The following is a 13365-nucleotide window of genomic DNA, read 5'->3' on the forward strand; positions in this document are numbered from 1 at the left end:
AAACCAGGCGACAACGCCAGTTCCTTTGTCCCTACCCTTGTAGACCGTCAATGCTACCCCCATATTGGGGCGACTGACGCGTGAAGGAATCCATCTTGAGCGAACTCCTCAACCGCCGCCTGAGCCTGCTCGGCGCCAATCTCCCCCTGCTCAAGCAGTGCCTGCACGGTATTGAGCGCGAATGCCTGCGCGTGACCGACGAAGGTCGCCTGGCCCAGACCCCGCACCCGGAGGCCCTGGGTTCGGCGCTGACCAACGAGCAGATCACCACGGACTACTCCGAGTCGTTGCTGGAGTTCATCACCCCAGCCCTGGCCGACCCGGCCCAGGTCCTCGAGAACCTCGAGGAAATCCACCGCTTCGTCTACTCCAGGCTCGGCGACGAGTACCTGTGGAGCCCGTCGATGCCCTGTGCGCTGCCGGCCGAGGATGACATCCCGATCGCCGAGTACGGCACCTCCAACATCGGCAAGCTCAAGCACGTGTACCGCAAGGGCCTGGCCCTGCGCTACGGCCGCACCATGCAGTGCATCGCCGGCATCCACTACAACTTTTCCCTGCCCGAAGCCCTGTGGCCGCTGCTGCGCCAGGCCGAAGGCAGCGATGAAAACGACCGCGACTTCCAGTCGGCGGCCTACATCGCGCTGATCCGCAATTTCCGCCGCTACAGCTGGCTGCTGATGTACCTGTTCGGCGCCTCGCCGGCGCTGGATGCCGGCTTCCTGCGCGGCCGCCCGCACCAGCTCGAGCAGTTCGACGCCGAGACCCTGTACCTGCCCTACGCCACCAGCCTGCGCATGAGCGACCTGGGCTACCAGAGCAACGCCCAGGCGGGCCTGACGCCCTGCTACAACAACCTGGCCAGCTACACCGACAGCCTGCGCAAGGCCGTGGGCACGCCCTATCCGCCTTATGTGGCGATCGGCACGCACAAGGATGGCGAGTGGGTGCAGTTGAACACCAACATCCTGCAGATCGAGAACGAGTACTACTCGAACATCCGTCCCAAGCGCGTCACCTACACCGGCGAGCGGCCTATCCAGGCCCTGATGGCCCGCGGCGTGCAGTACGTCGAGGTGCGCTGCCTGGACATCAACCCGTTCCTGCCGGTGGGCATCGACCTGTCCCAGGCACGCTTCCTCGATGCGTTCCTGCTGTTCTGTGCCCTGGATGAAAGCCCGTTGCTGGACAACGGCGAATGCGGCCAGTGCACCAGCAACTTCCTCACCGTGGTCAAGGAAGGCCGACGCCCGGGGCTGGAGCTACGCCGTGACGGCCAGCCGATCAGCCTGAAGGATTGGGCCGGCGAGCTGATCACCCGCATCGCGCCGCTGGCCGAGCTGCTCGACCGCGCCCAGGGCGGCGACGGGCATGCCAAGGCCCTGGCCGCCCAGCGGGCCAAGATCGACGACCCGGCCCTCACGCCCTCGGCCCAGGTGCTGGCACGCATGACCGAGCGCGAAGAAAGCTTCGTGCGCTTCGCCCTGCGCCAGAGCCAGGCCCACGCCGAGACGTTCCGCGAGCAGCCGCTGCCAGCCGAACGCCAGCAGGCGTTCGACACCCTCGCCCGGCAGTCCCTGGCCGAGCAGGCACGCCTGGAGCAGCAGGAGGTCGGCGACTTCGACCTGTTCGTCGGTGCCTACCAGGCCAGCATCCTGGCGATCAGCAACTGATGAGCCGCAGCACCGGCCCGCGCAAGCCACGCGCCAGCAGCCAGGCGAGGATCGACGCGATCCTCGCCGCAGCGCGCGAGCTGCTGGCCCACGAGGGCGTGGCAGGCCTGTCGATCTACAGCGTGGCCGAGCGGGCGCAGATCCCGCCGTCGTCGGTGTACCACTTCTTCGCCAGCGTCCCGGCCCTGCTGGAGGCCCTGACCGCCGATGTGCACCGGGCCTTCCGCGAAGCCCTGCGCGCGCCGATCGACCCGGCCACGCTGGACACCTGGCACGACCTGTCGCGGCTGATCGAGCAGCGCATGCTGGAGATCTACAACCAGGACACCGCGGCGCGCCAATTGATTCTCGCCCAGCATGGCCTGAGCGAAGTGGTCCAGGCCGACCGCCAGCACGACATGGAGCTGGGCGAGCTGATGCACAAGCTGTTCGACCAGCACTTCCAGTTGCCGGCGATGCCGAAGGATGTGGATGTGTTCGCGCTGGCCATGGAGTTGAGCGACCGGGTCTATGCCCGGTCGGTGCAATTGCATGAACAGATCACGCCGCGCATGGCCGAGGAAGGCAAGCGGGTGTTCGAGGCATACCTGGGGCTGTATCTGCCGCCGTTCCTGGCCAAGCGTTCTTCCTGAGACAAGGCCGCTCCCACAGATATGGCGCTGGATTGCAGACAGCGCTGTGCCTGCAGGAACGGCCTTGCCGGGGCGCCGGACCGCTTGGAAAGGGCTGCGAAGCAGCCCCACTCATCACAACTTGGCGATGGACACCTCGGTCGATTTGACGAAGGCGATCACCTCGCTGCCCACCTGCAGCTCCAGCTCACGTACGGAGCGGGTGGTGATCACCGAGGTGACGATACCGGATGCAGTCTGCACGTCGATTTCCGACAGCACCGGGCCTTCGAGGATTTCCTTCACGGTGCCTTTGAACTGGTTACGCACGTTGATCGCTTTGATGGTCATGACTTTGATTCCTTCTCTATGGCTTCTGGGGTTCAGTGCGCCCAACGCAGTTGCGTGGGCAGAGGGGCTACAGGTTCCGGCTCGGGCGGCGTACCCGGGACGGACAGGACTCGGTTGAGGACTTCGTTCTCCAGCGCTGCCAGGCGGTGCGAGCCACGCGCCCTGGGCCTTGGCAGGTCGACGACCAGGTCCAGGCCGACGGCGCCGTCCTCGATCAGGATCACCCGGTCGGCCACGGCGACGGCTTCGTTGACGTCGTGGGTGACCAGCAGCACGGTGAAGCCGTGCTGGCGCCAGAGGCGCTCGATCAGTTGCTGCATCTCGATACGGGTCAGGGCATCCAGGGCGCCGAGCGGCTCGTCCAGCAGCAGCAGGCGCGGCTGGTGGATCAGCGCCCGGGCCAGGGCGACACGTTGTTTCTGGCCACCGGACAGCGCCGCCGGCCACTCGTTGGCGCGCTCGGCCAGGCCGACCGCCTCCAGGGCTTCCAGGGCCTGGGGGCGCCAGTTGCCGGACAACCCCAGGCCAACGTTGTCGATCACCTTCTTCCAGGGCAGCAGGCGTGCGTCCTGGAACATCAGGCGGGTGTCCTCGCGGGCCTCGGCCAAGGGCGCGGCCCCGGCCAGCAACTCACCGCCGCTGGGCTGGTCGAGCCCGGCCAGCAGGCGCAGCAAGGTGCTCTTGCCACAGCCACTGCGGCCGACGATGGCGACGAACTGGCCGGCCGGAATGTGCAGGTCGATGCCCCGCAGCACTTCGCGCTGGCCAAAGGTCTTGCGCAGGTCCTTGGCCGCCAGGGGGATACCGCGCAACAGGCGCGGCGGTTGTTCGTTGAGCACGGTCATGCGCCCTCCTTCTTCACCGCCTGGTAGGCGGGGTGCCAGCGCAGCCAGACACGCTCCAGGCCGCGGGCGGCCAAGTCGGCAAGCTTGCCGAGCACGGCGTACAGGACGATGGCCAGCACCACCACGTCGGTTTGCAGGAATTCACGGGCATTCATCGCCAGGTAGCCGATGCCGGCGTTGGCCGAGATCGTTTCGGCGACGATCAGGGTCAACCACATGAAGCCCAGGGCGAAGCGCACGCCCACCAGGATCGACGGCAGCGCGCCCGGCAGGATCACCTGGCGGAACAGGGCGAAGCCCGACAGGCCATAGCTGCGCGCCATCTCCACCAGCGCCGGGTCGACGTTGCGGATGCCGTGGTAGGTGTTGAGGTAGATGGGGAATAGCGTCCCCAGCGCCACCAGGAAGATCTTCGCCGACTCGTCGATGCCGAACCACAAGATCACCAGCGGAATCAGCGCCAGGTGCGGCACGTTGCGGATCATCTGCACCGAGCTGTCGAGCAGGCGTTCGCCCCACTTCGAGAGCCCAGTGATGAAGCCCAGCACCAGGCCGATGCTGCCGCCGATCAGGAAGCCCAGGGCCGCCCGCCAGCCGCTGATGGCCAGGTGGCTCCAGATCTCCCCGCTGCGTACCAGCTCGACGCCGGCGCCGAACACCGCGCTCGGTGCCGGCAGGATGCGGGTCGACAGCCAGCCACTGGCGACCGCCAGTTGCCACACCGCCAGCAGCGCCAGCGGCAAGGCCCAGGGCGCCAGGCGCTGCGGCCAGGTGGTGGAGGTTGTACGACTCATGGCTCGGCCCTCAGCTCTGTGCCACGGACTTGGGCAGGATGTCGTTGGCCACCATCTCGCCGAACGGGCTCACGTAGCCGCCGCTCTTGGCGATTTCCGGGCGCTGGACGTCCAGGTGCGGGAACAGCAACTCGGCGACCCGGTACGACTCCTCCAGGTGTGGATACCCCGAGAAGATGAAGGTGTCGATGCCAAGCTCGGCATATTCCTTGACCCGCGCCGCCACGGTCGGGCCATCGCCGACCAGGGCCGTGCCGGCACCGCCGCGCACCAGGCCGACACCGGCCCACAGGTTGGGGCTCACTTCCAGCTGGTCACGCTTGCCGTTGTGCAGAGCAGCCATGCGCTGCTGGCCCACGGAGTCGAAGCGCGCCAGCGAGGCCTGGGCACGGGCGATGGTATCGTCGTCCAGGTGCGAGATGAGTTTTTCGGCGGCAGCCCAGGCTTCTTCGTTGGTTTCGCGCACGATCACGTGCAGGCGGATGCCAAAGCGCACCTGGCGGCCTTGCGCGGCGGCCTTCTCCCGCACCTGGGCGATCTTCTCGGCCACCGCGGCCGGTGGCTCGCCCCAGGTCAGGTACAGCTCGACCTGCTCGGCAGCCAGGTCCTGCGCGGCGTCCGACGAGCCACCGAAGTACAGCGGCGGACGCGGTTGCTGGATCGGCGGGTAGAGCAGCTTGGCGCCCTTGACCTGGATGTGCTTGCCGTCGTAGTCGACCACTTCGCCTTCGAGCACCTTGCGCCAGATGCGGGTGAACTCCACCGACGCCTCGTAGCGCTCCTGGTGGTTCAGGTGCAGGCCGTCGCCGGCCAACTCGTCCGGGTCGCCACCGGTCACCAGGTTGAACAGCGCGCGACCATTGGACAGGCGATCGAGGGTCGCCGCCTGGCGCGCCGCCACGGTCGGCGAAATGATGCCTGGGCGCAGGGCCACCAGGAACTTCAGGCGCTGGGTCACCGGGATCAGCGATGCCGCCACCAGCCAGGAGTCCTCGCAGGAACGGCCGGTGGGGATCAGCACCCCGCCGAAGCCCAGGCGATCGGCGGCCTGGGCGATCTGCTGCAGGTAGCCGTGGTCGACGGCGCGGGCGCCCTCGTTGGTTCCCAGGTACTTGCCGTCGCCATGGGTGGGAAGGAACCAGAAAATGTTAAGGCTCATTGGAGTTGTCTCCTCGAAGGGTGCGAACCGGGGCGGCGCCCCAGCACAGGCGAATCGTCAAGGCGCGGTGGCGACCTTGGCTGGCGGTGTCCAGATCACGTCCTTGATGCTCAAGGGCTTGGGAATCAGCTTCAGGGCCTGGAAGGTGTCGGCGATCTTCTGCTGGGCCGCCACCACCTCTGGGGTAAGTGGCGCCGCACCGTAGCCCTGGCGCTTGACCGATGTGAGGGTGATGTCGGCGGGCAGGCCGAGCAGCGGCGCCACCTGGTCGGTGACCTGCTGCGGGTTGGCCTGGGACCACTCGCCCACGGCACGCACCTCGTCGACCAGGGTGGCGATCACGCCCGGATGGGTGGTCGCGTACTGGCGGGTGGCCAAGTAGAACTGGTGGTTGTCGACCAGGTCCTTGCCGTCACGCAGGGTGCGCGCCTGCAGTTGCTGCTCGGCGGCGGCCTGGTACGGGTCCCAGATCACCCAGGCGTCGACGCTGCCGCGCTCGAAGGCGGCGCGGGCATCGGCCGGTGGCAGGTAGACCGGTTGGATATCGCTGTACTTCAGGCCCGCCTCTTCCAGGGCGCGCACCAGCAGGTAGTGGACGTTGGAGCCTTTGTTGAGGGCGACCTTCTTGCCCTTGAGCTGCGCCACCGACTGGATCGGCGAGCCCTTGGGCACGAGGATCGCCTCGCTGTGCGGCGCAGGCGGCTCATAGGCGACATAGAGCAGGTCGGCCCCGGCGGCCTGGGCGAACACCGGCGGCGTCTCGCCGGTGACGCCGAAGTCGATGGAGCCGACGTTCAGCCCTTCGAGCAACTGCGGGCCGCCGGGGAACTCGGTCCATTGCACCTGCACGCCCTGCTCTGCCAGGCGCTTCTCCAGCGTGCCCTTGGCCTTGAGCAGCACCAGGGTGCCGTATTTCTGGTAGCCGATGCGCAAGCTCTCGGCCTGTGCCTGGGTGATGGCGCCGAAGGACACAGCCGCCGCAAACAGGGCGACCAGACCTCGACGCAAGAAGACTGTGCGCATGGCGCTCTCCTGTGCGATGGGGTTCGGGTTGCACCTGCTTGCCCGTTGGCGGGCGAGTAAGGTGGGGAAAACGGTGAAGCGGTATTACCAGCTCAGATGCTCCAGCGGGCACTGAGCAGGCGTTCGTTGAGCACGCCAGGAGCCACGGGCTTGGGCCGTCGGGCCAAGGCGCTGTGAAACAGTTCCAGCGAATCCTGCAGGCGCTCTTCCAGGGCTTCGCTCAGCCGCGCCGGCTGGCCGTGCTCGCCGTAGGCGACCTGGCTGTCGTCGGCGAAGATGCCCTGCAGCGTCTCCTGGGCCTTGAGCGCCGACAGCACCGGCTTGAGCGCGTAATCCACCGCCAGCATGTGGGCGATGCTGCCACCGGTGGCGATCGGCAGTACCACCTTGTGCTCCAGGGCGCGCTCGGGCAGCAGGTCGAGCAGGGTTTTCAAGGCTCCGGCGAAGGAGGCCTTGTACACCGGGGTGGCGACCACCAGGCCGTCGGCCTGGGCGACCAGCGCGTTGAAGTGCCGTACCTGCGGGCTGTCGAAGCGCGCATGCAGCAGGTCCTCGGCGGCGAACTCACGCACCTGGAAGGTCACCACCTCGACACCACGGTCCTGCAGCCATTGGCGTGAACGATCGAGAAGCACGCCGGAGCGTGAACGGGTACTGGGGCTACCGCCGAGAGAAACGACCAGCATGGAAGACGCGTCCTTGAATTCTGTTACATGGCCGCGGGGTTTGTGGGCCCCGCTGGATGAGGTGACATTAACAGCTCGTCATATATATCTAGAAATCATATTTTTTCATTTGTTTATTCCATTTTTTGTTTTGCCATTTGGGGCCGCAAAGCAGCCCCTGAGTCGAATCACCGTTCCCGGTTCATCCCGATCTCCATGTCATCGATCAACGCCTTGGCCATGGCGCTGAGGATCCGGGTGGCGCTGCCAGCGATCAGGTCGCCCTCCATTTCCGCTTCACAGGCCAGATGACGGATGCAGCCGAGCAATACGGAGAGTTCGCTGAAGGCCGTTTGGAATGGAATGCCGGGCTGGATGCGATACGTATCCAGGCAGGTCTGGACACCTGCCGTCTTCCAGGGGCTATCGGTCATCGCCTTGCTCCTGATATGGGCGGAGGTGGTTGTCGGCGGGAAATCAGGAGAGTGCGGTGGGTCGGGGACGATCTTCTTCATGGCAGAGACTCTTGTGCGATTTCAGGAAGTCACCACCATCGTCAATCTCACAAGACGAAGGGCGGCAGCCGTGTACGGGGTGAGATCCGGGGCACAAGAAACCCGGTCAGACCGAAGTCTGCCCGAACACGGCTGCCATAACAGGAAAGGCCGCTTGTAGCTCCGGGATCTCACCCCCGGTCGCCAAATATGACGACCCGGTGAAATTATCCCCGGGGCATTGCACCAACAATGCGGCGGTTTCCGGCAGGCACGTAGGATAGTTCGCTAATTACGATGAACTGAAGCAATTCGTTTCAGGATCGGAAATGTCCGACAAATTGGGGCAGTGCATGTGGGGCCGCAGAGCGGCCCCAAGAACCATCGCACCGATTCACCCACAAGATTGCGCCCATAAAAAAGGGCCGTCGAAACGGCCCGAAGATCCCTGCTATGGCTAAGAGCAATGCAACGAAGGATTCTCAACGATTGGGTTGCGGAGTCAGCCGCAGATAGGGTTTCACCGCCCGGTAGCCTTTCGGGAAGCGCTGCTTGATCTCGTCCTCGTCCTTCAACGACGGCACGATCACCACCTCGTCGCCATCCTGCCAGTTGGCCGGCGTGGCGACCTTGTGGTTGTCGGTCAGTTGCAACGAGTCGATCACCCGCAGGATCTCGTTGAAGTTGCGCCCGGTGCTGGCCGGGTAGGTGATCGTCAGGCGCACCTTCTTGTTCGGGTCGATGACGAACAGCGAACGTACGGTCAGGGTGTCGCTGGCATTGGGGTGGATCAGGTCGTACAGGTCGGAAACCTTGCGGTCGGCGTCGGCGATGATCGGGAAGTTGACCACGGTGTTCTGGGTCTCGTTGATGTCATCGATCCAGCGGGTATGCGACTCGACCGGGTCCACCGACAGGGCGATGGCCTTGACGCCGCGCTGGGCGAAGTCTTCCTTGAGCTTGGCGGTCAGTCCCAGTTCGGTGGTGCACACCGGGGTGAAGTCGGCCGGGTGGGAGAACAGTACGCCCCAGCTGTCGCCCAGCCATTCGTGGAAACGGATCTTGCCTGCGCTGGAATCCTGTTCGAAGTCGGGGGCGATGTCGCCGAGTTTGAGGCTCATGGTGGGGCTCCTGTGTCTGCGTTATGGGTTCAATGTGCCTGTATCCGATGCAAAACAAAAAGAATAAATATCGATTTGTTTATAACAAAAGGTCATACCAAATCGCGATCACAAAAAAGCCTCGCACTAGGCGAGGCTTTTGTATGCAGCTACGACTTACATGAAGCTGTAAGTGTAGTTGACGATGAAGCGGGTCTGGTCCTTGTCGACCGGTGCTTCGCCCTCGCCACGGTAGACGCCGTGACGCAGGCTGGCGCCCAGGCCCTTGAGGGTACCTTCCTGGATCACGTAGTCGATCCGCGCATCGCGTTCCCACTCATGGTAGGTACCGTTGCCGGAAGCGTTACGGATGTCGGTACCACGCAGGTAAGCGACCGACGCTTTCAGGCCAGGTACGCCGACACGGGCGAAGTCATAGCTGTACTGACCGAAGGTGGTGTTGGTACCCGCACGTGCGAACTGGTTGATCATGCTATCGGTGAACAGGTAGAAGCTGGCACCGCCAGCGCCTTCCAGGTTGCCGTTGCCATCTTCGACGTTGCCTTGGTTCAGCCAGACGAAACCGCCGTCATCGCTGACTTGCTGATGGCCGACCATCAACGCATGGCCACCCAGGGTATAGGTGAACATGGCAGACCAGGTCCTGTTGTCGACCTCGCCGGTGTTCTTGGCGTAACCACCGTTGTTGTTGAAGTTGTAGCCGCCGCCGTCGCCGTTCTTGCCGTCGCTGCTGCTGTCAAAGTAGCGCAGGTCGGTCTTGAACGACGAGTCGTCGGAGATCTTGAAGACGTGGGTCGCACCCAGGAAGTGCTGTTTGTAGAAGTCTTCGAGGTTCGAGTAGTAGTACTGCAGGGTCAGGTCTGGAGTGACTTTCCAGTCCACGCCACCGAAGCGGAACTTGTTGCTGTCAGCCGAGGCGCCAGCGACCGACAGGCCGGTACGGTTGCTCGAAGCACGACCCATGGCGTGGGTCAGCTGACCGGCATTGATGGTCAGGTTGTCGATTTCCTTCGAGGTGATGGTGCCACCTTCGAAGGTCTGCGGCAGCAGACGACCGTCGTTGGAGACCAGGATCGGCAGGTTCGGCGCCAGGGCGCTACCGAAGTGGGCCTCGGTCTTCGAGAAGCGCGCCTTGGCGTTACCACCGATGCGGGCCCAATTGTGGACGGCCGAACCGTCGGAGTCACTTGGGAAGAACGTGTTGTTGGCATCTGGACGGCTACCACGGCCACCATCCAGGTGAATGCCCCACAGCGCTTGAACATCAACGCCAAAACCTACGGTGCCTTCGGTAAAGCCAGACAGGTAGTCGAGCTTGAAGCCCTGGCCACTTTCTTTCTGGTCGGCACCGCCTTCGCGGTTGTCGTCGTTGAAGTACATGGTGCGCGAGCTCAGGGACAGCTTGCTGTCCTCGATGAAACCGGCTGCGCTTGCTTGTTGGGCGAGAACCCCCAGTGCCACGGCCAGGGCCAGGCTGGACTTGTACATGTTTTGCTCCTCTACGTTCTAATTCTTGTGCGTCTCTGGCGGCGGGATCTTCTGCCCCGCTCACCCGGGATGGGCGATTTAGCACCAAAGAGTGGCCGTGAAGTCAATCGTTACCAATCATTTCACGACTTTGGTCTAAGACGCCGCCTGCGCTACAGGATAATGACAATCCTATAAATCCAAAATGACTGTTTTATGAATTACTAAGATTTTTAAGGAATAATCTAGGAACCTTTACTACCAAAAGTTGTATCGGCACCCAGCTACCATTCCTTTAGGTTATTTGCAAACGTTTGCCTATAACCGTCATCACCCTGCCGCAAAGCCCGGAAAGCCTAGCAGGCCTCTCTTGTTTCGCCATTGCGCAAGATCACGTCCCGTCAGCCTGCCGCCCCAGGCTTAAAGCGATTGGCTCCTAAGCTAATGCTAAAAAGTTATTTATTTTTAATTTCTTAGATCATTTAGCCTCTCGCCATCCATCACCCTGATTGCCTGACGAGGAGTCCTCCCATGATCCCGCACGCTCCGCTGCGCCTGTTCGCCGCCCTGACCCTGGCCGGCGCCAGCTGGTTCGCCCAGGCAGCCGACCTGACGGTGGCCTACCAGACCACCGTCGACCCCGCCAAGGTCGCCCAGGTCGATGGCACCTATGAAAAGGCCAGCCAGGCCAGCATCGACTGGCGCAAGTTCGACAACGGCGCCGACGTGATCACCGCCGTGGCCTCCGGCGACGTGCAGATCGGCTACCTGGGCTCCAGCCCGCTGGCCGCCGCGGCCACCCGCAAGCTGCCGGTGGAAACGTTCCTGATCGCCACGCAGATCGGCGCCGGCGAAGCCCTGGTCGCCCGCGATGGCATCAAGACGCCGCAGGACCTGGTCGGCAAGAAAGTCGCCGTGCCCTTCGTCTCCACCGGCCACTACAGCCTGCTGGCCGCCCTGAAGAACTGGAACATCGACCCGGCCAAGGTGCAGATCCTCAACCTGGCGCCACCGGCGATCATCGCCGCCTGGAAACGTGGCGACATCGACGCCACCTACGTCTGGGACCCTGCCCTGGGCGTGGCCAAGGAGAACGGCAAGGTGCTGATCACCTCTGGCGAGCTGGCCGAGAAAGGCGCACCGACCTTCGACGCCTGGATCGTGCGCAAGGACTTCGCCGCCAAGCACCCGGACATCGTCAAGTCGTTCGCCAAGGTGACCCTCGACGCCTACGCCGACTACGGCAAGGACCCACAGGCCTGGCTGGCCGACCCGGACAACGTCGCCAAGCTGGCCAAGCTTTCCGGCGCCAAGCCCGCCGATATCCCGGTGCTGCTGCAGGGCAACGTCTACCCCCTGGCCGCCGACCAGGCCAGCGCGCTCGGTGCACCGACCACCCAGGCGCTGACCGACACCGCCACCTTCCTCAAGCAGCAAGGCAAGGTCGAGGCGGTACTGCCGGACTACTCGCCCTACGTCAGCGCGCAATACCTCCCCAACTGATCCGGAGCCTGCCATGGCCTTGCTCGAACTGGAGCGCATCAGCGCACAGTACCCCGGCGCCACCACCCCGGTACTGGCCGATATCAACCTGAACCTCGGCCCCAGCCAACTGCTGGTAGCCCTGGGCCCCTCCGGCAGCGGCAAGACCTCGCTGCTCAACCTGATCGCCGGGTTCGTCGCCCCCAGCGGTGGGCGCATCACCCTCGATGGCGCGCCGGTGCAGGGCCCGGGCGCCGAGCGCGGCGTGGTGTTCCAGGACGACGCCTTGCTGCCCTGGCAGGACGTGCTGAGCAACGTCGCCTTTGGCCTGGAACTCGCTGGAGTGCCCCGCGCCGAGCGCGAGGCCAAGGCCCGCGAAATGCTCGCCCTGGTCGACCTCGCCGGCTTCGGCGAGCGGCGCATCTGGCAACTCTCCGGCGGCCAGAAACAGCGCGTGGGCCTGGCCCGGGCGCTGGCGGCCGACCCTCGGGTGCTGTTGATGGACGAACCCTTCGGCGCCCTCGACGCCTTCACCCGCGAACAGATGCAGGAGCTGTTGCTGCAAGTCTGGCAACGCACCGCCAAGCCGGTGTTCCTGATCACCCACGACATCGAGGAAGCCGTGTTCCTCGCCAGCGAACTGGTGTTGCTGGCGCCCAACCCGGGGCGCGTGGTCGAGCGCCTGCAGCTGGACTTCGGCCAGCGCTACGCCGCCGGTGAGCCGGCGCGGGCGATCAAGTCCCACCCACGCTTCATCGAGACCCGCGAGCACGTACTGGCGCGGGTGTTCTCCCAACGCGAAGCCGCCCGTCGGCAGGAGTCCGCATGAGCAGCCTGGACCTGCCGGTCGCCACCAAGCGCAACGCCCGGCCACACCCCTCCGCCAAGGCACGCCGCGCGCTGCCGACCCGCTGGATCAGCGCCCTGACCCTGGCCACCTTGCTGCTGGCCTGGTGGCTGGTGACCACGGCCGGCTGGATCGAGCCGCTGTTCCTGCCCTCGCCCGCCGACATCCTGGCCAAGGCCTGGACACTGCTGACCCAGGGCTACATGGACGCCAGCCTCTGGCAACACCTGGGCGCCAGCCTCGGGCGCATCGGCCTGGCCCTGGGCGCCGCGGTGCTCAGCGCCATCCCGATCGGCCTCGCCATCGGCCATAACCGTGTGGCCCGTGGCATCCTCGACCCGCTGATCGAGTTCTACCGGCCCATCCCTCCGCTGGCCTACCTGCCGCTGATCGTGATCTGGTGCGGCATCGGCGAGCTGTCGAAGGTGCTGCTGATCTACCTGGCGATCTTCGCCCCAATCGCCATCGCCACGGCCACCGGCGTGCGCACCGTCGATCCGGCCAGGCTGCGCGCGGCGCAGTCCCTGGGCGCCAGCAAGGCCCAGCTGATCCGCCACGTGATCCTGCCCAGCGCCCTGCCCGACATCCTCACCGGCATCCGCATCGGCCTGGGTGTCGGCTGGTCGACCCTGGTGGCCGCCGAGCTCATCGCCGCCACCAGCGGCCTGGGCTTCATGGTGCAGTCGGCGGCGCAGTTCCTGGTCACCGACGTGGTGGTGCTGGGGATCCTGCTGATCGCCCTGATCGCCTTCGCCCTGGAGATGGGCCTGCGCGCCCTGCAACGCAAGCTGGTGCCCTGGCACGGGCAGAGCCACTGATGACACTGACCACGC

The 13365-nt window shown here is 64.9% G+C and carries 14 protein-coding genes; 5 read left to right on the forward strand and 9 right to left on the reverse strand.

Annotation, left to right across the window (positions count from 1 at the left end):
* Positions 1 to 95 precede the first annotated feature (95 nt).
* The gene (gene gshA / locus WCE05_RS04200; protein ID WP_368815490.1) at positions 96 to 1673 is read left to right on the forward strand and encodes a glutamate--cysteine ligase; all 1578 of its coding nucleotides are present in this window, start codon (positions 96 to 98) and stop codon (positions 1671 to 1673) included.
* The gene (locus WCE05_RS04205) at positions 1673 to 2305 is read left to right on the forward strand and encodes a TetR/AcrR family transcriptional regulator (protein WP_368815491.1); all 633 of its coding nucleotides are present in this window, start codon (positions 1673 to 1675) and stop codon (positions 2303 to 2305) included. The genes gshA and WCE05_RS04205 overlap by 1 nt, the downstream gene beginning before the upstream one ends.
* 114 nt (positions 2306 to 2419) lie before the next feature.
* Here WCE05_RS04205 and WCE05_RS04210 read toward each other — a convergent pair whose 3' ends face one another.
* From WCE05_RS04210 to WCE05_RS04250, 9 genes are all read right to left on the reverse strand, one after another.
* A complete protein-coding gene (locus WCE05_RS04210) occupies positions 2420 to 2635 on the reverse strand; it encodes a molybdopterin-binding protein (protein ID WP_003255829.1) in 216 nt (71 codons plus the stop codon).
* Between the two features lie 32 nt (positions 2636 to 2667).
* Positions 2668 to 3480: an aliphatic sulfonates ABC transporter ATP-binding protein gene (gene ssuB / locus WCE05_RS04215; RefSeq protein ID WP_368815492.1), complete on the reverse strand. Its 813-nt coding sequence runs from the start codon at positions 3478 to 3480 to the stop codon at positions 2668 to 2670.
* Positions 3477 to 4274, reverse strand: coding sequence for an aliphatic sulfonate ABC transporter permease SsuC (ssuC, locus tag WCE05_RS04220; RefSeq protein WP_253090677.1), 798 nt, complete (start codon positions 4272 to 4274; stop codon positions 3477 to 3479). The genes ssuB and ssuC overlap by 4 nt, the downstream gene beginning before the upstream one ends.
* A gap of 10 nt (positions 4275 to 4284) precedes the next feature.
* Complete coding sequence (gene ssuD, locus WCE05_RS04225) at positions 4285 to 5433, reverse strand: FMNH2-dependent alkanesulfonate monooxygenase (protein ID WP_253080294.1); 1149 nt, start codon at positions 5431 to 5433, stop codon at positions 4285 to 4287.
* Positions 5434 to 5490: 57 nt separating this feature from the next.
* On the reverse strand, positions 5491 to 6456 hold the full coding sequence (locus WCE05_RS04230; protein WP_253080295.1) for a sulfonate ABC transporter substrate-binding protein: 966 nt from the start codon (positions 6454 to 6456) through the stop codon (positions 5491 to 5493).
* A gap of 92 nt (positions 6457 to 6548) precedes the next feature.
* Positions 6549 to 7142 carry an NADPH-dependent FMN reductase gene (gene ssuE, locus WCE05_RS04235; RefSeq protein WP_225786651.1) on the reverse strand — a complete coding sequence of 198 codons (594 nt, stop codon included), beginning with the start codon at positions 7140 to 7142 and terminating at the stop codon, positions 6549 to 6551.
* 167 nt (positions 7143 to 7309) lie between these two features.
* The gene (locus tag WCE05_RS04240) at positions 7310 to 7555 is read right to left on the reverse strand and encodes a DUF3077 domain-containing protein (RefSeq protein WP_253080296.1); all 246 of its coding nucleotides are present in this window, start codon (positions 7553 to 7555) and stop codon (positions 7310 to 7312) included.
* A 542-nt stretch (positions 7556 to 8097) separates the two neighbouring features.
* Positions 8098 to 8736: a peroxiredoxin gene (locus tag WCE05_RS04245; protein ID WP_225786653.1), complete on the reverse strand. Its 639-nt coding sequence runs from the start codon at positions 8734 to 8736 to the stop codon at positions 8098 to 8100.
* A gap of 156 nt (positions 8737 to 8892) precedes the next feature.
* Positions 8893 to 10224, reverse strand: coding sequence for an OprD family porin (locus WCE05_RS04250; RefSeq protein WP_368815493.1), 1332 nt, complete (start codon positions 10222 to 10224; stop codon positions 8893 to 8895).
* 510 nt (positions 10225 to 10734) lie between these two features.
* On the opposite strand from WCE05_RS04250, the gene tauA reads away from it, so the two are divergent.
* Genes tauA through tauC form a run of 3 tightly spaced genes read left to right on the forward strand, consistent with a single transcriptional unit; the run spans position 10735 to position 13350 of the window.
* Entirely contained in the window at positions 10735 to 11706 is a 972-nt protein-coding gene (gene tauA / locus WCE05_RS04255; RefSeq protein ID WP_368815494.1) for a taurine ABC transporter substrate-binding protein, read from the forward strand.
* A 13-nt stretch (positions 11707 to 11719) separates the two neighbouring features.
* Positions 11720 to 12514, forward strand: a complete 795-nt coding sequence (gene tauB, locus WCE05_RS04260; protein WP_368815495.1) for a taurine ABC transporter ATP-binding subunit — start codon at positions 11720 to 11722, stop codon at positions 12512 to 12514.
* Complete coding sequence (gene tauC, locus WCE05_RS04265; protein ID WP_368815496.1) at positions 12511 to 13350, forward strand: taurine ABC transporter permease TauC; 840 nt, start codon at positions 12511 to 12513, stop codon at positions 13348 to 13350. The genes tauB and tauC overlap by 4 nt, the downstream gene beginning before the upstream one ends.
* The last annotated feature ends 15 nt before the right edge of the window (positions 13351 to 13365 follow it).

The sequence above is a fragment of the Pseudomonas sp. I2 genome, from assembly GCF_040984075.1.
GTDB lineage: Bacteria > Pseudomonadota > Gammaproteobacteria > Pseudomonadales > Pseudomonadaceae > Aquipseudomonas > Aquipseudomonas guariconensis_B.